Raw genomic sequence first — 23,368 nt, 5'->3', positions numbered from 1 at the left:
CTACCACTCCGGCTTTCTGTCCAGCCAGTCGGCTGGCAGGCTGTCGATCTCTGCCATGGCCTCGACGAGGCGCGCCACGGCGTGGTCGAGGGTCGCATCACCCTTTTCGGCGGTGGCGAGATGCGCCTCGCCGCAGGCCCCGGCCGTGCTGAAATCCTGTGTCTTCCAGCCCGGTTTTGCGCCACGGCCGAGGCCGAGATGGCGGAAGTTTTCGAAAAGGTCCTGGCCGCGCGAGCGGAAGTCGCGGGCCGCGGCCATGGTCACATTGCCGGGGTCGAGTGCCAGCATGACGGAGGTCTCCATGTCGCCGGCATGGATGCCGTGGGTGCGCTCGACATCGGAATAGACGCCCTCGGGCATGCCAAAGCCGAACCAGTTGACCGAGAAGGCCAGCATGTCATGGGCAACGCGCAGCTGGCGGGTCACGACGTCCATGACCGGAATGTTGCCGCCATGGCCGTTGAGGAGGACGAACTTGCGGACCCCCGAGCGCGCCACGCTGGCGCCGATTTCGGTCAGCACGCGGACCAGCGTTTCGGCCGAAAGGGTGAGCGTGCCGGGATAGTCGATATGCTCGTCGCTCTTGCAGACGGCCTGCGTGGGCAGGAACAGCACTGGACTATCCTCCGGCAGGGCTTTTGCGAGGCGGCGCACCACCCCGTCGACGGTACAGCTGTCGACGGACATCGGCAGGTGCGGTCCGTGCTGCTCGATGGCTCCGATGGGCAGGACGGCGATGAGGCGTCCCCGATCGAGCGCTGCGAAATCACGGCTGGAATAGTCGGCCCAGAAGCGCTTCATCGGGAAGCCTCCATGCCGTTACGGATACCCGTTGATGACAGAAGTTCCATCTTGCTCCTCCTCTTCCTCCGAGGTTAGATAAACAAACTCATAGCAAATGGTCAAACTATTTGGTATGTTCTTTCCAGATGTTACGGTAAGCTTTTGATTATCATCATGTTTATTCGTGGCTTTCTGCCGCCGGGAGGGTGGTTGGAATGCAGTCTGGGAGGGATTTATGAAACGACCGCGCCTGCTGATCACCCGTCCCTTGCCGGCCGCCGTGCACGAGCGGGCCGGCGCCCTCTTCGACCTGACGATCCGCAAGGACGCCGGCGCCACGACGGCGGCAGAGCTTTCCGCCGCGCTCCGCGATCACGACGCGATCCTGCCTTCTCTCGGCGATGTCTTCTCGCCGGCGGTGTTTGCCGATGGGGCATTGCCGCGCTGCCGCATCCTTGCCAATTTTGGCGCCGGGGTCAGCCATATCGACCTTGCGGCAGCGGCGCGCGCAGGCATTGCCGTCACCAACACGCCGGGGGCCGTCACCGGCCCGACAGCCGACCTTGCGATGCTGCTCCTCTTGATGACCGCGCGCCGTGCGGGCGAGGGGGAGCGGCTGGTGCGGTCCGGGGCATGGAAGGGCTGGCATCCCGTACAGCTTCTCGGCCGGGATGTTTCCGGTAGCACGATCGGCATTGTCGGCATGGGGCGTATCGGGCAGGAGGTCGCCCGCCGCGCCGCTGCCGGTTTCGGCATGCGGGTGCTGTTCCACAACCGCTCGCCGAAGACCGTGTCCGGCATGGACGCGACACAGGTGCCCCTGGACGATCTGCTGCAACGCGCCGATTTTGTCGTTCTGACCGTGCCGGGTGGCAGCGAGACGCGCCACCTGATCGACGAGCGTGCCTTCGCTTTGATGCGGCCTGAGGCGCATCTCGTCAACGTCTCGCGCGGCGAGGTGGTGGACGAGGTGGCCCTGATCCGCGCGCTCGAATGCCGGCAGATCGCCGGGGCGGCGCTCGATGTCTATGAATTCGAGCCCGCCGTGCCGGCCGCCCTCCGCGAGCGTGACGACGTCGTTCTGCTGCCCCATCTCGGTTCGGCGACGCAGGCGGCACGCGCGGCGATGGGCATGACGGCGCTCGACAATCTGGAGGCCTTTTTCCGCGGCGATGCGCCGGAAAACCGGGTCGCGTGAGCAGGAGCGAGGGGAGGACGACATGAACCACATAGCGATCCTGGGAGCAGGACAGGCCGGGTCGTCGCTGGCGGCCAAACTGCGGGTCCTTGGTTTTGGCGGGCGCATCACGCTCATCGGTGAAGAAGACACGCTGCCCTACCAGCGCCCGCCACTCTCCAAGAAATACCTGATGAAGGAAATGACGCTGGAGCAGCTGCACCTGCGGCCCGAGCGGTTCTACGCGGACAACGACATTGCCCTGCGGCTCGGTGAAAGGATCGTCGCGATCGACCGCGCCGCGCGGCAGATCCGTCTCGATGACGACCGCGTATCTTATGACCAGCTGGCGCTGACGACCGGCGCGACGCCGCGTTCGCTACCGGCCGCGCTCGGTGGCGACCTGTCCGGCGTCTATGTGGTGCGCAATCTGGCCGATGTCGATCGTATGGCCCCGGAGTTCCGCGAGGGGCGACGGGTGCTGGTCGTCGGGGGCGGCTATATCGGGCTGGAGGCCGCGGCGGTGGCGGCCAGGCTCGGCCTCAAGGTGACACTCATTGAGGCGGCGCCCCGTATTCTCCAGCGCGTCGCCGCGCCGGAAACCTCCGATTATTTCCGGAGCCTTCATGCCGGCAACGGTGTCGAAATCCTCGAGGGCACCGGCCTGGCTGGGCTGGAACGCGGGGAGGCGATCTCGGTGGTGTTGGCGGATGGCTCACGCCGGGAGGTGGACTTCGTCATCGCCGGCATCGGCGTGACGGCCAATGACGGGCTCGCGGCGGCGGCGGGTCTCGCCTGCGATGGCGGTGTTATCGTCGATGCGCATGGCAGGACAGGAGATCCCGCCATCTGGGCGGCCGGTGATTGCGCGCGCCTGCCCTATCGCGGTGACATGATCCGGCTGGAGAGTGTGCAGAACGCCATCGACCAGGCTGAAGCCGTCGCGGCCAATATGCTGGGTGCGGCGATGGATTATGTGCCGAAGCCCTGGTTCTGGTCCGACCAGTATGACGTGAAGCTGCAGATCGCCGGCCTGAACACGACATTTGACCGGGTTGTGGTGCGATCGGGAGCGAACGAGAAGGCACGTTCGCACTGGTATTTTCGCGAGGGCGTGCTGCTTGCCGTCGATGCGATGAACGAGCCGCGCAGCTATATGGTGGGCAAGCGCTTGATCGAGGCCGGGCGTTCACCCTTGCCGGAGCAGGTGGCCGATACGGGTTTCGATTTGAAAACCCTGATATGACGGGTTCAAGCCGTGTTCCACCGTGCGGTCTGTCTGGCGCGGTGGTGCAGGCCGTACGGCGTTCTGATGCATTCATGCGCGCGCCGTCTGGGCCGGTTGCTTGACGGTGCGCAAAAGAACATATAGTGAACATTCATGAAGAAATCGATGAAGCAGCGCTTAGCGATCCTCTCGGATGCCGCCAAATACGATGCCTCGTGCGCTTCGAGTGGAACGGTGAAGCGGGACTCCATGGAAAGCGGCGGGCTCGGCTCGACGGAGGGAGCCGGAATTTGCCATGCCTATGCTCCCGACGGCCGATGCATTTCGCTTCTCAAGATTCTTCTCACCAACTTCTGCATCTTCGATTGCGCCTATTGCATCAACCGCTCGTCCAGCAATGTGGAACGAGCCCGGTTCACGCCAGAAGAGGTGGTCTGGCTGACGCTGGAGTTCTACCGCCGCAACTATATCGAAGGGCTGTTCCTGTCGTCGGGCATCATCCGCTCGCCCGATCACACAATGGGAGAGATGGTGCGCGTGGCGCGGGAGCTGCGAACGGTGCATGGATTTGGCGGCTACATCCATTTGAAATCCATCCCCGATGCCGCGCCGGAACTGATCGAGCAGGCGGGGCTTTACGCCGATCGCCTGTCGCTCAACATCGAGCTTCCGACGGATGCCGGCATCGGCCGCTTCGCACCGCAGAAGCGCCCGGAGGGAATTCGCCGTGCGATGGGCGACCTGCGCCGCAAGATCGAAGCGGCGGATGAGCCGACCTTACAGTCGAAACGACGCAAGCGCTTCGTGCCGGGTGGGCAGAGCACGCAGATGATCGTCGGGGCCGACGGTGCGGATGATGCAACCATCCTGAAAACCAGCGCCCGGCTCTATGGCAGCTACGGACTGAAGCGTGTCTACTATTCCGCCTTCAGCCCCATCCCTGACGCCTCCCGTGCGCTTCCGCTGATCAAGCCGCCGCTGGTTCGTGAACACCGGCTCTACCAGGCCGACTGGCTCTATCGCTTCTACGGTTTCGGCGTCGACGAAATCACGGCATCAACCGGCGGCATGCTCGATCTCGACATGGACCCGAAGCTCGCCTGGGCTCTCGCCAATCGCGATGCGTTTCCAGTGGATGTCAACCGGGCCGAGCGGGAACGGCTGCTGCGCGTGCCTGGCTTCGGCACGAAGACCGTGGAGGCCATTCTTTCCAGCCGCCGCCTCCGCCGTCTGCGGCTGGAGGACCTGGCAAGGCTCGGCGTTTCGCTGCGCAAGGTACGTGCCTTCATCGAAACGGACGGTTGGACGCCCCGCCGCCTTGCCGACCGGGCCGACCTGAAGGCGTTCTTCGCACCCAGGCCGGTACAGCTTTCGCTGCTCTGATGCACAGGGTCTTCCTTCTCGGCCGCGGTGACTTTGCCGAATGGCGGGATGCGGCCCGCGCACTCGCTGCCGCCGGTGTTGCACCGCGGGAGGTGGAATGGCGGACGTCGGGGGAGAACGAGCTCTTTGCGGCGGGGCAGAACCTGCCGAAAGCCTTGCCTCGGGCGCGGGCGCTCACCGTTCCCGCCGGTTTTCTGGAGTTGGCCGAGGCGGTCGTCTGCCATACCGAACCCGGCCGTTTCCATCTCCTCTACAGGCTGCTCTGGCGCCTGCAATCCGACAGGAACCTTCTCGCGCTGCCGGCGGACGAGGATGTTGCCCGGGCACGGCTGCTTGCCAGAAATGTTCATCGCGATAGCCACAAGATGACGGCCTTCGTACGCTTCAAGGAGGTTTTCGGAGAAGCGGTGGGCCGCCGCCGGTTCGTCGCCTGGTTCGAGCCGTCGCATTTCGTGGTTGCCCGCACGGCGCCTTTCTTCCGTCGACGCTTTGCCGATATGGACTGGATGATCGCCACCCCGCGCGGGTCGGCGCGCTGGGATGGCGAGACCCTGGCCTTCGATCCGCGCCCTTGTGAAAATCCCGGCCATGACGACCCGACGGATGACCTCTGGTGCACCTACTATGCGAGCATCTTCAATCCGGCCCGGCTCAAGGTGAAGGCCATGCAGACGGAGATGCCGAAGAAGTACTGGCGCAACCTGCCGGAGGCGGCGCTGATTCCAGGCCTCATCGCCCATGCCGAGGCGAATGTGCGCGCCATGGCCGAACGCGCCGCCAGCGATCCGCCGCTCTTTCACCATCGTCTCCAGGATGCCGCCCCGACATTGCCGCAGGTCAGGCTGGAAAGCCCGGGCACGCTTGATGCGCTGCGCGAAGAGGCAGGACGGTGCACGCGGTGCCCGCTGCATTGCGCCGCCACGCAAACCGTATTTGGCGAGGGGCCACAGGGTGCACGGATCATGATGGTCGGGGAGCAACCGGGTGATCAGGAGGATCTTGCTGGCCGTCCTTTTGTCGGCCCGGCAGGCAGGGTCTTGGACGCCGCGCTGCACGAGGCGGGCATCGCCCGCGACAGTCTCTATCTGACGAATGCGGTAAAGCACTTCAAATATGTCCCTCGTGGCAAGCGCCGTCTTCACCAGCGACCGGACAGGGGCGAGATCGAGCACTGCCGGTGGTGGCTTGCCAAGGAGATCGATGCTGTCCAGCCGAGCCTTGTCGTCACGCTCGGCGCGACCGCCCTCCATGCGCTGAGCGGAGAGCGCCGCCCGCTCAGTGAAGTTCGCGGCAAGCCGATCGCCATGGAAGGCGCGCGGTTGCTCTACCCCACAATCCACCCATCCCATCTGCTGCGCCTTCCGGACGGCGCGGAACGGTTGAGGCAGCATGCCCTCTTCGTTGAGGATCTGCGTGCCATCCGGGCTATGATCGAGCGGGCGCATTCCCTTTGCTGAAGGAACCGGTGGTGCGGCGTTTGGCTTCAGGCGGCGTTGCGCCGCCTTCTCGATAAAAGTCGTTCCCTGCCCGGCAATTTATGGGTTGCCTCATGCCAGCCGGGATCTCAACCGGTTGCGACCCGGAGAAGCCGTCTTTGGATGGGGAAAGGTGCCGTTCCGTCAGGCGTTGTCGCGCTCCCAGTACCAGGCGGCATAGGTGCGCGTGCGATCGTGCCCGCGGCCCTTGAGGAATGCGCGGACAAGCCGGACATCCTCCCGCTCGCAGGCGACCCAGACGAAGGCTTCTTCATCCACGGCAGCAAGTGCCTCTATCACCGTCTGCGCGAGCATGTTCTTGTTGCCCGCCGGGTAGCTGGCGCGGTGCAGCCAGCGTATGTCGAGCGTTCCGGTGGTCGGCAGCGGCTGCTCTTCCGCCGCATCCGCCACCTCTATGATCGCCTGCATCCTCGTGCCTTCGGGCGCTTCGGCGGCGATGCGGGCGATGGCGGGCAAGGCGCTTTCGTCCCCGGCAAGGAAGATGGTTTCGGCCTGCGGAAGGTCGCCGCCGCCGGGGCCGAGCAGGGCGAGCCTGTCCCCCGGCTGCGCATCCCGGGCGAAATCCGCGCCGGGTGTCGCAACGCCAGGCAGGGGATGCTGCAGGAAGTCGACCGAGAGTTCGCCGCGCTCGGCGTTGACGGCGCGGATCGTGTAGACGCGCACGAGCAGCGCATCCTCGCCCTCCGGCCAGGCAATGCGGCCGTCATCGCGCAGCCCCGGCCAGACCGGCGTCCGGCCTTTCGGCGGCACCAGCAGGCGCACATGCATGCCCTCGCCGATGAAAGGCTTCACGTCTGTGCAAGCAAAGATGACGCGCCGCATGTGCGGCGTCACGTCCTCGGCCGAGACGACGGTCACTTCATGAAGATTGGCGAGCCGCGAACGCGTCGCCGGTTCGGACCAGGTGAGTTCCAGCGGGTCCTCGCCGGCGAAATAGAAGAGGTGCTCGGCGATGACCGTGCGGCTCATCTGAAGCGTCTCGTCGCTCGGGCAGGCGAGATCGATGAGGAGCCGTCCGCCGTCGAGACGCATATCGGCTGTGCCGATCTCGCTCGTCAGCGTTGCGGCATTTTCCGTGCGCCGCACCTCGGCGTGCTCGACGAAGTGCTCGCAGACCTCATCGAGCATTTTCAGCGCATCCTTCGGCAGCGCGACACCGGTGAGCTTGAATTGCGGGAGGGCGTTCATGCGGGCTCCTTGATTACGGGGGAAATCATGCGATGGCGGCCGATCGGCAACATGGTCGGCCGACCGGAGGTCGGGTCGGTGATGATGCGGCTTTCGAGGCCAAAGACCTGTCGCACATGGTCCTCTGTCAGAACGGTCTCCGGCGGGCCGGCGATGTGCAGCCGGCCGTTCGCCATCGCGACGAGGTGGTCGGCGTAGCGGGCGGCAAGGTTCAGGTCGTGCAGCACCATCACGATGGTGGTGCCGCGCGTCTGGTTGAGGTCGGTCAGGAGGTCCAGCACCTCGATCTGGTGGCTGATGTCGAGGAAGGTGGTGGGCTCGTCGAGCAGCAGGAGGTCCGTCTGCTGGGCAAGCGCCATGGCGATCCAGACACGCTGGCGCTGACCGCCCGAGAGTTCGTCGATCGGCCGTTCCGCAAGGTCGTCGGTCTTCGTCGCCGCAAGGGCGGCGGCGACCGCTACGTCGTCTTCGCGCGTCCAGCGGGAAAAGACCCCCTGATGCGGATGGCGGCCGCGGCTGACAAGGTCGGCGACGGTGATGCCCTCGGGCGCGATGGGCGATTGGGGCAGGAGGCCGAGCGTGCGGGCAAGATCTCTTGAGGGAATGCGATGGATCGACTTGCCGTCCAGCAACACCTGCCCTCTTTGGGCCGGCAGCAGGCGCGAGAGGGTGCGCAGCAGCGTGGACTTGCCGCAGGCGTTCGCCCCGACAATGACGGTGATCCTCCCGGGCGGCACGGCAAGGTCGAGCCCGTCGAGGATGCGTGTTTCGCCGTACCCGGCGGAAAGGCCGGTGGCGAGGAGGGTGTGCGGTTTCATAGGGAGCCTCCGGACCGGTTGACGCGCACGATCAGGAAAATCAGGTAGGGCGCACCGAGCGCCCCGGTGACGACGCCGACGGGATAGCGGCTCGGCAGCAGGAACTGGCCACAATAATCGCCGACCAATACCAGCGCCGCGCCTGTCAGTGCCGCTGGGACGAGCAGCGAGCCGTTGTTGCCGACGATGCGGGCGGCAATCGGCCCCGCGAGGAAGGCGACGAAGGCGATCGGCCCCGAAATGGCGGTGGCGCTGGCGATCATGCCGACGGCCGCGATGATGACCAGCACGCGGGTCTGGCCGACCCGGACGCCGAGCGCGGCCGCGGTGTCGTCGCCAAGCCGCAGGGCTTCGAGGTCGCGGGCGCGGGAAAGCAGCAGGCCGCCGAAGACGGCGAGCGCGACGACGAGCGGCAGGCTCTGGCCGAGCTGTGCGCCGTTGACGCTGCCCGTGAGCCAGCGCAGCGCCTCTTGCAGGGTCCAGGCGGGGGCGGTGGAGAGGATGTAGGCGATGACGCTCTCCAGCATGGCCGAAACGCCGATGCCGACGAGGATGAGCCGCGTGCCCGCGACGCCGTTGCGAAAGGAGAGCGCGTAGACGACGAGCGCCACGCCAAGCCCGGCGATAACGGCGAGGATCGAGACGATCGGCCCCGAAAGCCCGAGCACGACGATGGCGAAGACCGCGGCGGCGCTCGCCCCCCAGCTGATGCCGATAATGTCGGGGCTCGCCAGCGGATTGCGCAGCATGATCTGGAAGGCGACGCCGCCGAGGCCGAAACTGAGGCCGGCGAGGATCGCGAGCATGGCGCGCGGCAGCCGGAGCTGGCCGACAGTGAAGGCGACATCAGGCACATCCTCGCCCATCAGCGCGCGGAAAATGTCCTGCGGTGGGGTGAAGGACTGGCCGAGCAGCAGGGTCAGCAGGAAGGTCGCGGTGACGAGCGCGAGGAGGAAGCCGATGACGCAGTGGCGCCGGCGGGCGCGGCGATGGCGGTTTTTCGCAATGGAATCGACGAGGGGGGCGAGCATGGTCAAAGATCCCGCACCCGCTGGCGGCGGACGATCCAGATGAAGAAGGGCGCGCCGATCAGCGCCGTCACGATGCCGACGTCCAGTTCGGCCGGCCTTGCCACGATGCGCCCGACAATATCGGCGGCGATCAGCAGGCAGGCGCCGCCGAGGGCGGAAAAGGGCAGCAGCCAGCGATGGTCGCTGCCGGTCAGGAGGCGAACGAGATGCGGTACGATGAGGCCGAGAAAGCCGATCGGGCCGCAGACAGCCGTCGTCGCGCCTGCGAGCAGGATCGCGCCGAAGGCGGCGACGGCGCGGGTGGTCGCGACATGTTCGCCGAGGCCGGCGGCAAGCTCGTCGCCAAGCGCGAGGGCGTTGAGCTTGCGGGCGGAGAGGAGGCTGATGGCGAAGCCGGCGGCAAGGAAAGGCAGGACGGGAAGGATGCGTTCGAAGGTCGCCCCGCCGACGCCGCCGATCTGCCAGGCGCGCACGCCGCCGGCAATGTCGGCGCGCGGCAGGACGACGGCGATGACCAGCGAGGAGAAGGCGACGGACGTGGCGGCCCCGGCGAGCGCCAGCTTCAGCGGCGTCGCCCCGCCCCGCCCGAGCGAGCCGATGACATAGACGAAGATCGCCGCCGCCCCCGCGCCGAGGATGGCGGTGACGATATAGGCAAAGGCGGTTTCGATACCGAACCAGGCGACGCCGACGACGACGGCGAGCGATGCCCCCATGTTGACGCCGAGAATGCCGGGATCGGCGAGGGGATTGCGCGTCACGCCCTGCATGACCGCGCCGGCAAGGCCGAGCGCGGCGCCGGCGAGCAGCGCCAGCAGCGTGCGGGGAATGCGCATCGCCACAGCCGCCTCACCGATCGTCTCGACCCTGCCGCCAAGCGCGGAAAGGATGTCGCCAAGACCGACATTCCGCGTGCCGATCGCCACCGACAGCGCCACCAGCACGACCAGCGTAGCGGCGGCCAGCAAAAGCCAGAGCCCGCGCAGGCGCTTGAGGCGTCCGGCCGGCGCCGGATTTCGTGCCGTGGCGGCGTGCGATGTCATTTCGTTTTCCCGGCCGCTTCCGCAAGAAGCGCGACATAGTCCTTCAGCACCCAGGAGATCGACAGCGGCGTCGGATTGGCGGCCGTGCCGACCGGGTCGCGGCCGAGCATGACGAGCGCGTCCTTGCTGACGGCGGGCATGCGCGAGAGCAGGAGATCGGCCTTCACGGCGTCGAGCAGCGGCGTGCCGCCATAGCTGACGACGATATCGACATCGTCGAAGGCGTCGACCTGTTCGGCGCTGACGCTGGCGGCGAATTGTCCGGGCTTCGTTGCGTCCAGCACGCTTTTGGGAGAGGCGAGGCCGAGGTCGCGGAAGAATTTGATGCGCGTGTCGTTGGCGGTATAGAAGTTCACCATGCTGAGGTCGGTCGCGTCGAGATGGGTGACGAAGATCGCCGATTTGCCCTTGAGGACCGGATAGCCGGCGACCGTGCCGGCGATTTCCTTCTCGATGCGTGCGATCAGCGCTTCGCCGTCCTTTGCCATGCCGAGCCCGGCGCTGTTGAGCCGGATCGTCTCGCGCCAGTCGGTTGACCAGGCGGATTGCGGGTAGGCGATGACGGGGGCGATCTGGCTCAGCGTCTCGTAGTCCGCCTGGCTGAGGCCGGAATAGGCGGCGAGGATGACATCCGGTTTCGTCGCCGCGACCGCCTCGAAATCGATACCGTCGCCCTCGTCGAACAGGACGGGCTTTTCGCCGCCGAGTTCCGTCAGCCTTTCCGCCACCCAGGGCAGGAGACCATCGCCATCGTCGTCGCCGAAATTGGCGGCGGCAAAGCCCACGGGCACGATGCCGAGCGCCAGCGGCACTTCATGGTTCGCCCAGGCGACGGTCGCCACGCGCGCCGGCTTCTTCGTGATTGTCGTCGTTCCGAAGGCGTGCTCGATGACGATGGGATAGGCGGTTTCGTCCGCGGCCCATGCGGTTGGCGTGATCCAGAGGCAGAGGGCAACAAGAACCAGCGGGAAGCGGAAAAGCCGCGACATGGGCGAAACCCTCCAGGGTGGTTAAAAGTGGAGTTTCCGTTTCAGGTTCATCGGGCGGCGTCAAGGCGAAGGGGCGGCTTGTTGGGGCAGGGCGGCGAAGTTTCCGGGGTTTCCTACAAAACCATGGAAATCTACAATACTGGACAATGTGTCTCAAGTTATGGCCCCTTTAAGGGGCAGCCGCATCGGCCTGAGGGGGTTTTGGCCTGTTCCGGCTGGCGTTCGGCAGGTTCTGCCCTGCGCCGGCGAGCGCAACTTCAATTTCTGGAACACGATGATGGACATCAAGACGACCGGCGCCGATACGAGACAGCCTCTTACCCGTTTGTGGACTGCGGTTCTGCTCGGCTGCACCGCGCTTGTCGCCCTTGTGCCGTCCGCCTCGCGCGCCCAGCAGGCGGATGCCGGCTCCACGACGGTGCTTGAGACCATCACCGTCGAAGGCGATGGTTCTGCGACGGGCGGCGACAACGATGCCCGGTCGATCGTCGCGAAGAAGACGACCGCCGGCGGGCGCATGGCGACGGAGATCCTGAACACGCCGGCAACGGTCTCCGTCATCACGGCCAAGGAAATCCAGCAGCGCGGCGCCGAGACCGTCGAGGAGATCCTGCAATATACGGCAGGTGTCACCACGGATTTTTATGGTTCGGATGACCGCTACGACTTCTTCAAGATCCGTGGTTTCGATGCCACGACCTACCGCGACGGGCTGATCCTCGGCCGTCCCTTCGGCGGTGTGCGGGAAGAAGCCTATGCCTTCGAGCGTGTCGAGGTGCTGAAGGGCGCGAACTCCACGACGTTCGGCGTCTCCGATCCCGGTGGTGCCGTCAACTATGTGACGAAGCGCCCGCGCAGCGAGAAATTCGGCGAGGCCTATGTCACGGGCGGCTCGTTCGACCGCAAGGAGGTCGGCTTCGACTTCGGCGACAATCTGACGGCCGACGACACGCTCTCCTATCGTTTTACCGGCAAGCTGCGCGATGCCGATGCGGAGTACGACCATTCGCGCGATGATGAAAAATTCTTCATGGGCGGCCTCACCTGGCGGCCGACGGACGCCACCAGCCTTACCATCGTCTACGATCACCTGAACAAGGACGGCGTGCCCGGCAGCGGCGGCCATCCGGTCGGCACCGATTTCGACGGCAGCCGCTTCTTCGGCGAGCCGGACTACAATTTCCGCGGCACGAACCGCGATACGGTCAGCGTCATGTTCGACCACGATTTCGGCTCGGGCCTGACCTTCGGCGCGAATGCGCGCTACAGCAAATCCGACACCGATTTCGGCTACGCCTATATTTCCGCAACGCCGACGGACGGCTCCACGACCGCCTCGCGCGCCTTCTTCGGCAACGAGGCCTCGAACCGGCAGTTCATCATCGACGCGCATCTGCAATACGAGGCGAATTTCGATGCCATGGACAGCCGCACTCTGGTCGGCGCCGAATACAACGACATGAAGGGCAACAACGATACCTGGTGGGGACCGGCGCCCGGCATAGACTGGACGAACCCGATCTATACGGGCCGGCCCACCAACCTGCCGCTGATCGCCAGCACGCGCAGCGACCAGACGGGCAAGGCGCTCTATATTCAGCAGGAACTGGCCTTCTGGGATAAGTTTATCGTCACGGCCGGCCTTCGCAACGACTGGCTCGACCTTAGCGAGGTGAACAAGCTGACGGGCGCCAAGAGCGAGGGGGACTTCAGCGAGTTGACGAACCGCGTCGGCCTCACCTATCGCGTCACCGATGAGATTGCGCCTTTTGTCAGTTATGCCGAGTCGGTTGCAGCGCCCTCCATCGGCGTCGAGCCGGAGCGTGGCGAACAGATCGAACTTGGTGTGAAATACCAACCGGACGCCTTCCCGGCGCTGATCACGGCCTCGATCTACGATCTGACGAAGAACAACATCACGCGCACCAATCCTGCCACGAACCTCCAGGAGACGATCGGCGAGGTGCGCGTGCGCGGTTTCGACCTGGAGGCCAAGGCGGAATTGACGCCGAACTGGAGCCTGACGGCCGGTTATTCCTATCTCGATGCCGAGATCGTTGAGAACGGCGCGGCCGGCAATGAGGGCAACCGACCCTACCATGTGCCCAAGCACACGGCATCGCTCTGGGTCAACTACATGCTCGAGGGCGACGGCAAGCGCGGCGACATGACCTTCGGCCTCGGTGGCCGCTATACCGGCTCCTACTACTTCAACGACGAAAACACGGTGAAGACGGGCGGCAATTTCGTCGTCGATGCGGCCTTCAGCTACAAGGTGTTCGAGAACACGTCCTTCGAAGTCAATGTCTCCAATCTCTTCGACCGCAAGCATATCGATTACGGTGGCTTCGGCGCAGATTTCTACAATCCGGGCCGCTCGATCTCGGCGACGCTGCGCCAGACGTGGTGAGAGAGGCTAGCGGACCTGCTGCACCCGCCGCCAGGCGGCGGGTGTATCACCGGCGACCTGCCGGAATGCCTTGGTAAGGTGTGCCTGGTCGGAAAAGCCGAGCTGGGCGGCGATATCGGCGATCGTCAGCTCGCTTTCGACCAGCAGCTTCTGCGCAAGGTCGATGCGTTTGCCGAGCTGCCACTGCAGTGGTGTCTTGCCGGTCGTCTGCTTGAAGACGGTGGCGAACCAGCTTTCGGAAAGGCCGGCCGTCTTGGCCATCTCGGCGACGGTCAAGCGGCCGTCGCTTTGGGCATTGATGCGGGTGACGAGCCGGTTCATCTGCGCCTGGGTCAGCCGGCCGTTCTGCGGCTCGCTGGGGAAATCCTGGATATCCAGCAGGCCACTGACGATCGTGCCGACCAGACTTTCAGCGTAGAGCGCGTGTTTCGTCGGGCCCGACACTTCGTCGACGAGGAGGCTTGCCAGCGTCTCGATCGCGCCGACGTCCTGGATCTCCACAGGGCGGCGGAGCGTCGCAAGCGCGGCCGACGTGCCGACCGTTGGCGACAGGAACCGTAGCATGCGGTCCTTGTGGAGGTGCAGATCGAGATGGGAAAAGCGATGGGCGGAGGTGAAACTCGTCCAGAGCGGAACGCCGGCCGGCACATAGACCGCGCGGGTCATCGGGCGCGAATGCGCGAGCATGCCGCCGTCACGGTTGGTCATCTTGATGTGCGGCGACACGTCGTTGAAGAAGATCACGATGCGTGGATCGGGTGAAAGGTAATAGCCGCGCGCGCCGGAATGGCCCTCCGCATCCCAGAAGACGCCGACCAGCCCGTCGAGGCTGCGCCATTTTACCGGGGCAAGCACCTTGATGCCTTCCGTGTGGCAGGTCATTGCATGCTGGTAGTTCACCGTTCAAAGCCACCCATGATCGAGCAGTCCTCGCATGTCTGCATGCGTTTAAGGCCAAGCGGTACGCGATGGCAACCGCTCCTGTGCGTGCAGCAATCGCACAAAAATATGATTAAAAATATCATGTTTTTTCCTCAGGGCAAGTCGCGGGCGAATCTCGGATCTTGAAGCAGAAGCTCCCGCTGCTTCGAGATCCGAGACCCTTCCTGCCAACAGGAACAGACCTAGCCGCGCGCGCGCAGGGCCTCCGTCATCGGCAGCCGCGTGGCGGCGATGGCGGGCAGTGCGCCACCGACGATGCCGATGGCGAGGCCAAGCAGGCCGGATATCGCAAGGATATCCGGCGTGATGGTGAGCTGGAAGGCCATCCGTGTATTGTTCGCGCCAAGCGTGCTCGCCTGCCATCCATGGAAGACAAGCCATGAGGCAAAAAGGCCGAGAAGGACACCGGCGCTTGCGAGCACCACGGCCTCGACCCAGGTGCCGAAAAAGGCCGAGAGACGGCTGAAGCCGAGCGCGCGGACGGTGGCGATCTCGACGGTGCGGTCGGAAACGGAGCTCATCATCGTGTTGAGGGCGCCTGCCGTGGCGCCGACCGCCATCAGCAACGCCAGCGGCCAGCCGAACAGGCGGATGAGGCTTGCGGTGCGCCCGGATTGCGCTGCGTAGAGATCGGCTTCGGAAAGCGTGACGAGCGGTGTCTGCGTGATCGTGACGAGGCTCCTCCGCAGACGCTCGAGCGCATCGGGCCCGGTAAGGCGAAGTTTCAGGCTCTGCACTTCGCCCTGCCGGTCGAAGGCGGCGCGCACCGCATCGAGGTCGGCCCAGATTTCGGACTCGAAGGCGCTGCCATGGGCGGAAAAGCGACCGGCAACCGTCCAGTCGACGGCGCCGAGGCGAACCGTGTCGCCTACATCGAGGCCGAATTCCTCGGCGAGGCGATCTCCGACGACGATTTCGCGCGTGCCGGGTTTGAAGACGTGTCCGGCCGACAGTGCGATGCCATCGCGGATCGACGGGCCGGCCGCATCCATGCCGCGCAGTGCCAGTGTGCGGGCTGGCTCCTCCGCTTCAAGCTCCATATCGACGGGGACGACGATCTCGCGGGAGGAAGCGAGTTTGCCCTCGGTATCACGGACGACCCCGATATCGCCGGTCATGGCGTCGAGCGTGCGGATGACGGCTGCGGGAATGTCCGAACCCGTCTCCTGGTTCGTACCGCTGCCAAGAAGGACTGCGACCGATGGTGAGCCTGCGCTGGCGAGCGCGGTTTCGAACCCCTTTGCCATGGAGAGGAAGCCGGCAAGCACGCAGACGACGAGCGCGACCGACAGAGCCATGGAGGCCGAAATCGCGCGGCGGCGCGACAGGCTGGAAAGATTCGTGCGGATCATCACAAGTGTTTGTCGGCTATGGGCGGAAGTGGATTTCAGCATGGCGGTTACCTCGTTCTGAAAGCAGCGATGATCGGTGTGCGCATTGCGTTGAAGGCTGGTAGCGCGCCGGTTGCGAGGCCGAGGGCAGCGATGATGGCCAGCGCCTTGGCGAGGACGGGAAGGGAGAAGACGAGGCCGAGTGCCGGGCCGGCGAGCATGGTTCCAAGCTTTGCCAGGGCGAGCCCGATACCGCCGCCGACGGCGAAGATGAAGAGTGTTTCACCGAGGATGAGCACAACGATCGCGCGACGGGAGAAACCCAGTGTCTTCAACACGCCAATTTCGAAGGTACGTTCGCGCACGGCAAAGACCATGGTGTTCACGACGATCATCAGCAGCGTGATGAACGCCGCGCCGACGACGAGATTCACAATCAGGCCGACATCGGCATACTGGCGCAGGAAAGCTTCCAGGAACTGCTTTTCCGATTGCGTGCGTGTCGGCGTCGGCGAATTGGCGAAGAGCGCGTCGATCCGGGCAGCGAGTTTTCCGGGGGCGGTGCCGGCACGGGGCCGGACGACGAAAGCATCCACAGTCTCCTTGCCGCGCGCACGGGCAGCATTCACATAATCGTAGCGAGCGATCAGGAAATAGGTGTCGGTGGCAGCGCTTTCACCCTCGAAGAGGCCGGCTATCTCGAAGCGCCAGTCCCGGCTGCCATCTTCTCGCGGTGTATCGAAGGCAGTGACGGTAATCCGCTGACCGACGGCCCAGCCTTGTGCCTCGGCAAGGGCCCGGCCGACCAGAACCCGGTCGCGCGCCCCGTCGATCGCCTTCATCAGCGCGGGCGTCAACCCGAGTTCCTTTCCATTGACAGCCATCAGCCTGTCGGGGTCGGCGGCGCTGACGGCGACGACGTTCTTCTCGACATCGACGAAACCGCGCAGGCGCGCGACATATCCCACGACCGCGACATCGGGGTCTGCAGTGATGCGCGACATTGCCGCCATGGGCAGGGGGACCGTGCGGCCGCTCACGCTGGTGACGCCGAGAAGGTCGTCGCTTGCGCCGACTGCCCCCTGGGCTCCGGCAAGGAAACTTGCCGTCAGGCCGTAAATGAGAAAGGCGACCGCAATCGAGAGCATGAGCAGCAAGGTACGCAGCGGCTTGCGCCAGGCATTCCTGCGGGCGAGATCGAAAAAGCCCATCAGGCGGCCCTCTTCTCTTCAATGAAATCGCCTTTGTCGAGATGCAACGTGCGGCGCGCGTAGAGGGCCGCTTGCGGATCGTGGGTCACCATGACGATGGTCTTTCCAAGCTCGCGATTGAGGAAGCGCAGCATGTCCAGAACCTCGTCGGCGGACTTGCGGTCGAGGTCACCGGTCGGTTCGTCGCAAAGCAGCAGGCCCGGATCGGTGACGAGAGCGCGGGCGATGCCGATGCGCTGTTGCTGGCCGCCGGACATCAGCGCCGGATATTGCCTTTCCCGTCCGGCAAGGCCGACGAGACCCAGAGCCCTTTCGACGCGCAGGCGCCGCTCCTGGCGCGACAGCGGCTTCAGCAGCAAGGGCAATTCGACATTCTCGGCAGCGGTGAGCATGGGCAGCAGATTGTAGAACTGGAAGACGATGCCCATGTTGTGTGCCCGCCAGGAGGAGCGGGCGGCATCCCCCATCTGGTCGAGGTGGCTGGTGCCGATGCGCAGGGTCCCGGCATCCGGTCGATCGATGCCGGCCAGCATGTTGAGCAATGTCGACTTGCCGGATCCGGACGGGCCCATGACGGCAACGAAATCGCCGCGCGGAATGGCAAGATCGAGGCCGGAAAAAATGGCGATCCTCTCGCTACCGATGCGATATGCCTTCCTGATACCGGCAAGGGCGATGTAGGGGGTCGGGTCGTGGGTCATTGCGTCTTGTCTCCTGTTTCGTCGAGGGTGATGCGGATGCGGGCCGCCATGTTGGGCCGGATGCCTTCCGGCGGGCCGGCAAGCGTCAGGCGTAGCGTGAGGGTGCCTTTTTCGGCCGAGGCGACGGGCGCCAGCCGCAGCACCGTCACCGGGAAGGGATGGTCGGGGAAACCGTCGAGCACGGCCTCGCCGCGCAGGCCGGGCCTCAGCGCGGCGATGGTGGTTTCCGCCACGTCGGCGTCGATCACGAGGCTTGTCGTATCGGTAATCGTGAGCAGGCTCTGGTTTTCGCGAACGCTGTCGATCCGCGCCAGCACCGTATCGCCCATGCGGGCATCGAGGCGCGTGACGGTGCCCGTCAGTGGAGCACGAACGGTCAGTTCACCGACCCGTTCCGCGGCAATGCGAATGGCAAGGTCGGCGCTGTCGACGGATTGAACCGCCTGCGCGACGGCATTGGCCGCTCGTTCTGCAGCCGAACGCGCCTCTTCCAGTACCTGCGTCGAGGCAGCGTTGCGGGCTGCGAGGATTTCCGTGCGGGCAAGCCGTGCCCGGGCCTGTGCAAGGTCGATGTCGCGGGCGCCGAGGACCAGTTTGGCCTCGGCCTTTGCAGCATTTGCCTGGTCGAGTGCGAAACGGGCGCCGGCATCCTCCAGCGTAACCAGGACCTCGCCCGCTTCGACATGATCGCCCGGCACCACGGCGACCCGTGTGATCTTGCCTTCATACTTGGCGAAGACAGTGGTTGCGTTGGGTGCGACGACGAAACCGGAGCCGGTGATCTCGCGTCTGGCCGGCAGTGCGCCGCGGATGGCGGTTTGCTCCGCATCAAGCGCCCCGGCCTGCGGCACGGCGGCGAGGTCGCCCGCTTCGCGTTCCGGCTCTGATCGCGCGGTTTCGAACTGGCGCACCACCTCCATTCGATAGAGTATGAGACCGCCGGCTCCGGCAGCCAGCGCCAAGAGGCAGATCGGCAGGATGAGCCGCCTGAGCATCGGCTTCGGCGGCGTGTCTTCGCAGGAGAGATCAAGCGCAAGCGACTTGAGTATCTCGGCGCGTTTGCGCTGGTGGTCGGTGGTGATGTCGATATGAGTGTTCATGCCGGATATGGTGGCCGGCTGGAGGACAGACTCGACCTGAAACGTGTTCAGGGTCGTGCTCGATCGCGATCGAGGACATTCTGTCCTTGCTCGTTCCATCGAAAGCCGAAGCCACATTCGCGCGGTGAACCGGATGTTCTCGCACTGTCCCGGCTTGCGCCGCCGCGGAATCCACGGTGATAATCGCACCTGATTACATCAGCTCAGGATTGCTTCATGCCGCAGATGCTCGCCCATATCGCCTTGTTGGTCCGGGATTACGACGAGGCCATCGCCTTCTTCGTCGGAAAGTTGGGTTTCGACCTCATCGAGGATACCTATCAGCCGGATCAGGACAAACGGTGGGTCGTCGTCGGTCCGCGAGGGCAGCAGGGCTGCTCGGTCCTGCTCGCCCGGGCCTCTAGCGAACATCAGGCGGATTATATCGGCGATCAGGCCGGCGGGCGGGTCTTTTTGTTCTTGAGGACCGATGCGTTCTGGAAGGATTACCAGGCGCTCGTCGATCGCGGGGTCGAATTCGTGCGTGAACCCAAAGAGGCCGACTACGGAGTGGTTGCCGTCTTCAAGGATCTCTATGGAAACCTGTGGGACCTGGTCGAATTCACGGATGGCAGGCCATAGTGGAGTTGCCGTCCCGGCTCAAGACGGCAGCGATCCGGCGGCCAGCAGCCTGTCCCGCGCCGCTCGGTAGCGCTGAAACGCATCGGCAAGGTCATGCTGGCCGGTCGCACGGGGCTCGAAGAGCCGGCTGTCGCCGCTGACGGTGCTCGAGGCGTCATTGATGCTGGCGAAATGACCGGTGGCCGTTGCGGCGAGCAGGGCTGCACCGCGGGCGCCGAATTGCGAGCCGTGCGGGACTTCGACGGGCTTGCCGACAAGGTCGCAGATCATCTGGACCCAGATATCGTTTCGCGCGCCGCCGCCGGTCAAAAGCAGGCGCTCCCCGTCGAACGAAAGAGCGTCCAGCAAATCCACCATGGCAAAGGCGACGCCTTCGACAATGGCGCGGAAGAGGCATGCCCGGTCATGGCGCGGCGTCAGGCCGCTGAACTGCGCCCTTGCCGTACGGTTCACGCGTGGGGCGATGATGCCGCTCTCGGACAGGTAGGGAAGGTAGGTGAGACCATGGGCGCCGGCTGGGGTCGCGGAGAGCATCGTGTCCAGCGCGGCAAACCGATCAGCACGGCCTGAAAGATCCGGCGCGAGTGTTTCGAAGGCCCAGTCGAGATTGAGTGTTCCGGCGACATTGACCATGGCGCGATACCAGCGATGGCCGGGCAATGTGAAGAGCAGGCCGATATCGGCCGGTTCGAAGGTCGGGTGCTCATGCACGACACCGACAAGGCAGGCCGTGCCGAGTACGGCCGTCGCGGTGCCGTGGACAAGGCCGCCGGCACCGATGACCGTGGCGGCGACATCGCCCGCGCCGATGGCGACGGGCAATCCTTCGCGAAGGCCGGTCGCGACCGCCACTTCCGCCGTCAGGCCTCCCGCAACGGCCTCGGAATCCACTATCGGTGGCAGGAGCGGTTCGTAGGGGCCCAGGCCGAAAAGGGAGATCATGTCGGAGGACCGCGCACGTCCACGGGCGGAGCCCGGCAGGACCGCCGCCTCGCTTCGGTCCGTCGCGATCCGGCCGGTCATGCGAAAGCGCAGATAGTCCTTAAAGCAGAGAATGTGTCGGGTGCGGCGCAGCACGTCCGGCTCATGCCGGACGAGCCAGGCGAGCACCGGCAAGGTGCAGCCTTGCTGCATGACCGAACCCGATGAGGCGAAGATCCGGCTGAGGAAAGCCGGGTCTTCCGCAAGGTACCCGTCTATCAGGGTCTGGGCGCGGCTGTCCTCCCAGGTGATACCGCGGCGCAGCGGCATGCCGTCTGCATCGAGAAGCCAGGCGCCGACCATGGCGGCGGAAAGGCCGATGCCGGCGATGTTGCCCGGGTCGAGGCCGCTTTCGCGGACCGCGCGCGCGATGACCTCCGTGGTCGCGGTCCAGGCCTCCGACGGATCGATTTCACTCCAGCCGGGATGGGGGCGGTGCACGGTCGTCGGTCTTTCGGCGACGGCCAGCTCCCGGCCGCCAAGATCGAAGATTGCGGCCTTGATGAGGGACGTTCCGGCGTCGAGGCCGAGAAAATACGGCCCCGTCATCGAGCATGTCCGGCATAGCGCCTGAAGCGTTGCCAGGCCTGCTCCGTCGCGGTGCGGTGGGCAGGCTCCGGGCTGTGGGTTCGCTCGATGCGCACCGCTCGGGCAATGCACGCGGCAAGATCAGCCTCGGCGATGGCGGCGCGAGCCAGGATTGCGGCGCCAGCGGCCGAGGCATCTCCTTCGGCCACCACATGAACCTTGCGCCCAAGCGCGTCGGCGATGATCTGGCACCAGGCGGACGAGCGGGCCCCGCCTTCGGCAAGCCGGATGTCGGTGAGCGGGACGCCGGCGATTTCGAAAGCCTCGATCGCAGCCCGGATGTTGAAGGCGACACCTTCGTAAACCGCGCGCACAAGGGCGGGTGCGCCGTGAGTCACGTTCAGATTGACGAAGCCCGCGCGTTTTCCCGGGTCGTTCCAGGGGGTGCCGGCGCCTTCGAGGAATGGCAGAAAGGCCCCGCCTGCCGATCCGGCCGGCGCCTGTTGCAACAGGATCTCAAGGTCATCGAAGCCTGTCGGCCTGCCGCTGAAGCCTTCGACCAACCGCCGAAGCCAGGCGATCGACAATCCACCAGCGGGAATGAGGCCCAGCCATAGTTCCCGGTCCGGCGAGACATGCGCCATACGCCAAAGACCATCGATGGGACCGGGGCCACGATTGGGCATGGCAGCGACGATGTGTCCGGCGGTGCCAAGTGTGACGGCAACGGTCCCGCGCGCATAGGCGCCGCAGCCGACGGCGAGGGCGCCGGTGTCACCTGCGCCCGGAACGACGGGTATGCCCTGCGGCAAGCCCGTTTCCCGTGCGGCCACGCGATGGATCCGGCCGGCGATGGCGGCCGACGGACGGATGGGCGACAGCTGGGTAGGCTTGAGCCCGGCGAGCGCCACGAGATCCGGCGCCCAGGCCCGCCGGCCAAGATCCATGAGGAGCGTCGCAGAGGCTTCGTTGGCATCCGTGGCAATGGTACCGGTCAGTTGCCAGAGGATGTAGTCCTTGACCTGCAGGACCCTGGCAACGCGTTGCATGGTCTTCGGCTCGTGCACGGCGAGCCACTGCAGCTTGGGCAGGACGGCGATCGGTGAAATCGGCGACGATGTTGCGGCGGCGAGCCGGGCAGAATGCTCGTCCTCCAGCGCCCGGACCTGTTCCGTGCAGCGCTGGTCGAGCCAGATGAGGCTCGGCCGCAGCACCTTTCCATCGGCGCCGATCAGCACGATGCCGTTCAGCTGGCCTGAAAGACCGATCGCACCGATGGTGGCCCCGTCGATGTCGGCCATCACGGCACGGCAAACGGCTCGCAGGGCCTGCCACCAGGCCTCCGGGTCCTGTTCTGCGTGATCTGCCGCCGGCCGTTTCGTTTCGTAAGCTGCGCTTGCGGCGCTGCACACGGTTCCGTCTGCATTCATGACTATGGCCTTGACGGCGGACGTTCCAAAATCGAGGCCGAGGGTGAGGGTATCAGCTGCCATGCCTGCCCTGCTGGTAGATGATCGCCGCGACCGCGATGATAAGCCCCTGCACGATCAGTTTGCCGGGTTGGTCCACGCCGAAGACGGTAAGGAGGTTGAGCACCATGGTGAGGAGTGCGGTACCGAGCATCGTCCCGATCGCGCCGCCCGCACCGCCGCCAAAGACAGCGCCGCCGAGAATGACCGCGGCAATGGAGCTCAGCACAAAGTCCGCGCCAAGATTGAGCGAGCCGACGCCGACGAGACCGGAGAGAACGAGACCGCCGACGGCGGCGAACAGGCCGCTGAGAATGTGGGAAGCCAGAAGCGTGGTGTTGACGGGGATACCGGAAAAGAGCGCGGCGGAAGGGTTGTCACCGGCGGCGAAGATGTAGCGACCGAGCGTGAGGCGGCGCAACAGGATGAAGCTCGCAATGCCGAGGCCGAGCCAGACAAGGCCCGAGACTGGCAGCATGCCGATCCGCCCGCGGCCGAGCCATTTCACCAGTTCCGGCATGGCATTGCCCGCTGCACCGCCGGAATAGAGAAAGCCGATGCCGGTGACGATGGCAGCCGTGCCGAGTGTTACCACCACGGCCGATGCCCGCAGCACGGTGACGAGAAGGCCGTTGACGAGGCCAATAACAAGACCAGCCGACAGGGCGAGCGAGATGACGAGCGCCGGGGCATAGCCGTTCCACATCGCATGGGAGACGATGAGGTTGACGAAGGCGATCGTCGCGCCGATCGAAAGGTCGAGCGAACGGTTCGCGACGACGAAGGTCTGGCCGAGCGCGACAATGCCGAGCGGCGCAGCCTGGCGCAGAAGGATCATGAGAAAGGGCAACGACAGGAATTGTGGTTGCGTGGCCGCGGCGAAGGCGCAGACGGCGACCAGGCCCCAGAAGGCCGGTGGCAGGGCGAGCAGCATGCGC

At 65.3% G+C, this 23,368-nt stretch carries 20 protein-coding genes; 6 read left to right on the top strand and 14 right to left on the bottom strand.

Going from position 1 to position 23,368, the window contains the following annotated elements:
• Positions 1 to 801, bottom strand: a complete 801-nt coding sequence (locus tag EXZ48_RS18740) for a creatininase family protein (RefSeq protein WP_130517593.1) — start codon at positions 799 to 801, stop codon at positions 1 to 3.
• Positions 802 to 1,018: 217 nt separating this feature from the next.
• On the opposite strand from EXZ48_RS18740, the gene EXZ48_RS18735 reads away from it, so the two are divergent.
• The 4 genes from EXZ48_RS18735 to EXZ48_RS18720 all read left to right on the top strand — a co-directional run bounded on the left by EXZ48_RS18735 (position 1,019) and on the right by EXZ48_RS18720 (position 6,028).
• Positions 1,019 to 1,981, top strand: a complete 963-nt coding sequence (locus tag EXZ48_RS18735; protein ID WP_023517026.1) for a D-glycerate dehydrogenase — start codon at positions 1,019 to 1,021, stop codon at positions 1,979 to 1,981.
• Between the two features lie 22 nt (positions 1,982 to 2,003).
• Positions 2,004 to 3,206, top strand: coding sequence for an NAD(P)/FAD-dependent oxidoreductase (locus tag EXZ48_RS18730; RefSeq protein ID WP_023517027.1), 1,203 nt, complete (start codon positions 2,004 to 2,006; stop codon positions 3,204 to 3,206).
• Positions 3,207 to 3,341: 135 nt separating this feature from the next.
• Complete coding sequence (locus EXZ48_RS18725) at positions 3,342 to 4,571, top strand: putative DNA modification/repair radical SAM protein (protein ID WP_024269883.1); 1,230 nt, start codon at positions 3,342 to 3,344, stop codon at positions 4,569 to 4,571.
• The gene (locus tag EXZ48_RS18720; RefSeq protein WP_130517591.1) at positions 4,571 to 6,028 is read left to right on the top strand and encodes a UdgX family uracil-DNA binding protein; all 1,458 of its coding nucleotides are present in this window, start codon (positions 4,571 to 4,573) and stop codon (positions 6,026 to 6,028) included. Before EXZ48_RS18725 ends, EXZ48_RS18720 begins: the two co-directional genes overlap by 1 nt.
• Before the next feature lie 162 nt (positions 6,029 to 6,190).
• On the opposite strand, the gene EXZ48_RS18715 is transcribed toward EXZ48_RS18720, so the two are convergent.
• From EXZ48_RS18715 to EXZ48_RS18695, 5 genes are read right to left on the bottom strand one after another with little or no spacing between them, the layout of a single operon-like run.
• Complete coding sequence (locus tag EXZ48_RS18715; protein WP_130517589.1) at positions 6,191 to 7,255, bottom strand: DUF2218 domain-containing protein; 1,065 nt, start codon at positions 7,253 to 7,255, stop codon at positions 6,191 to 6,193.
• A complete protein-coding gene (locus EXZ48_RS18710) occupies positions 7,252 to 8,073 on the bottom strand; it encodes an ABC transporter ATP-binding protein (RefSeq protein ID WP_130517587.1) in 822 nt (273 codons plus the stop codon). Before EXZ48_RS18710 ends, EXZ48_RS18715 begins: the two co-directional genes overlap by 4 nt.
• On the bottom strand, positions 8,070 to 9,104 hold the full coding sequence (locus tag EXZ48_RS18705; RefSeq protein WP_207900442.1) for an iron chelate uptake ABC transporter family permease subunit: 1,035 nt from the start codon (positions 9,102 to 9,104) through the stop codon (positions 8,070 to 8,072). Before EXZ48_RS18705 ends, EXZ48_RS18710 begins: the two co-directional genes overlap by 4 nt.
• A 2-nt stretch (positions 9,105 to 9,106) precedes the next feature.
• Positions 9,107 to 10,147, bottom strand: a complete 1,041-nt coding sequence (locus EXZ48_RS18700) for an iron ABC transporter permease (RefSeq protein ID WP_130517583.1) — start codon at positions 10,145 to 10,147, stop codon at positions 9,107 to 9,109.
• Entirely contained in the window at positions 10,144 to 11,136 is a 993-nt protein-coding gene (locus EXZ48_RS18695; RefSeq protein WP_130517581.1) for an iron-siderophore ABC transporter substrate-binding protein, read from the bottom strand. Before EXZ48_RS18695 ends, EXZ48_RS18700 begins: the two co-directional genes overlap by 4 nt.
• A gap of 277 nt (positions 11,137 to 11,413) precedes the next feature.
• Here EXZ48_RS18695 and EXZ48_RS18690 point away from each other — a divergent pair, with 277 nt between their 5' ends.
• Positions 11,414 to 13,546, top strand: coding sequence for a TonB-dependent siderophore receptor (locus tag EXZ48_RS18690; RefSeq protein ID WP_130517654.1), 2,133 nt, complete (start codon positions 11,414 to 11,416; stop codon positions 13,544 to 13,546).
• A 6-nt stretch (positions 13,547 to 13,552) separates the two neighbouring features.
• Here the strand turns inward: EXZ48_RS18690 and EXZ48_RS18685 are convergent, their stop codons facing one another.
• The 5 genes from EXZ48_RS18685 to EXZ48_RS18665 all read right to left on the bottom strand — a co-directional run bounded on the left by EXZ48_RS18685 (position 13,553) and on the right by EXZ48_RS18665 (position 18,831).
• Entirely contained in the window at positions 13,553 to 14,446 is an 894-nt protein-coding gene (locus EXZ48_RS18685; RefSeq protein ID WP_023512471.1) for an AraC family transcriptional regulator, read from the bottom strand.
• 224 nt (positions 14,447 to 14,670) lie between these two features.
• Positions 14,671 to 15,882, bottom strand: a complete 1,212-nt coding sequence (locus EXZ48_RS18680; protein ID WP_130517579.1) for an ABC transporter permease — start codon at positions 15,880 to 15,882, stop codon at positions 14,671 to 14,673.
• A gap of 5 nt (positions 15,883 to 15,887) precedes the next feature.
• Positions 15,888 to 17,030 (bottom strand): FtsX-like permease family protein, encoded by a 1,143-nt coding sequence (locus EXZ48_RS18675; RefSeq protein ID WP_023512473.1) that lies wholly within the window; start codon positions 17,028 to 17,030, stop codon positions 15,888 to 15,890.
• Entirely contained in the window at positions 17,030 to 17,731 is a 702-nt protein-coding gene (locus EXZ48_RS18670; protein ID WP_130517577.1) for an ABC transporter ATP-binding protein, read from the bottom strand. Before EXZ48_RS18670 ends, EXZ48_RS18675 begins: the two co-directional genes overlap by 1 nt.
• The gene (locus EXZ48_RS18665; RefSeq protein ID WP_130517575.1) at positions 17,728 to 18,831 is read right to left on the bottom strand and encodes an efflux RND transporter periplasmic adaptor subunit; all 1,104 of its coding nucleotides are present in this window, start codon (positions 18,829 to 18,831) and stop codon (positions 17,728 to 17,730) included. Before EXZ48_RS18665 ends, EXZ48_RS18670 begins: the two co-directional genes overlap by 4 nt.
• A 216-nt stretch (positions 18,832 to 19,047) precedes the next feature.
• On the opposite strand from EXZ48_RS18665, the gene EXZ48_RS18660 reads away from it, so the two are divergent.
• Positions 19,048 to 19,452, top strand: a complete 405-nt coding sequence (locus EXZ48_RS18660; protein WP_023513255.1) for a VOC family protein — start codon at positions 19,048 to 19,050, stop codon at positions 19,450 to 19,452.
• A gap of 18 nt (positions 19,453 to 19,470) precedes the next feature.
• Here EXZ48_RS18660 and EXZ48_RS18655 read toward each other — a convergent pair whose 3' ends face one another.
• From EXZ48_RS18655 to EXZ48_RS18645, 3 genes are read right to left on the bottom strand one after another with little or no spacing between them, the layout of a single operon-like run.
• The gene (locus tag EXZ48_RS18655; protein WP_023513254.1) at positions 19,471 to 20,982 is read right to left on the bottom strand and encodes an FGGY-family carbohydrate kinase; all 1,512 of its coding nucleotides are present in this window, start codon (positions 20,980 to 20,982) and stop codon (positions 19,471 to 19,473) included.
• On the bottom strand, positions 20,979 to 22,454 hold the full coding sequence (locus EXZ48_RS18650; RefSeq protein ID WP_023513253.1) for a xylulokinase: 1,476 nt from the start codon (positions 22,452 to 22,454) through the stop codon (positions 20,979 to 20,981). The genes EXZ48_RS18655 and EXZ48_RS18650 overlap by 4 nt, the downstream gene beginning before the upstream one ends.
• Positions 22,444 to 23,364 carry an ABC transporter permease gene (locus EXZ48_RS18645; RefSeq protein WP_245462207.1) on the bottom strand — a complete coding sequence of 307 codons (921 nt, stop codon included), beginning with the start codon at positions 23,362 to 23,364 and terminating at the stop codon, positions 22,444 to 22,446. Before EXZ48_RS18645 ends, EXZ48_RS18650 begins: the two co-directional genes overlap by 11 nt.
• Positions 23,365 to 23,368 lie beyond the last annotated feature (4 nt).

The sequence above is a fragment of the Shinella sp. JR1-6 genome (assembly GCF_004284735.1).
In the GTDB taxonomy this organism is placed as follows: Bacteria; Pseudomonadota; Alphaproteobacteria; order Rhizobiales; family Rhizobiaceae; genus Shinella.
The sequence above is the reverse complement of the archived record's forward strand: the minus strand, read 5'-3'. Positions and strand labels throughout refer to the sequence as shown.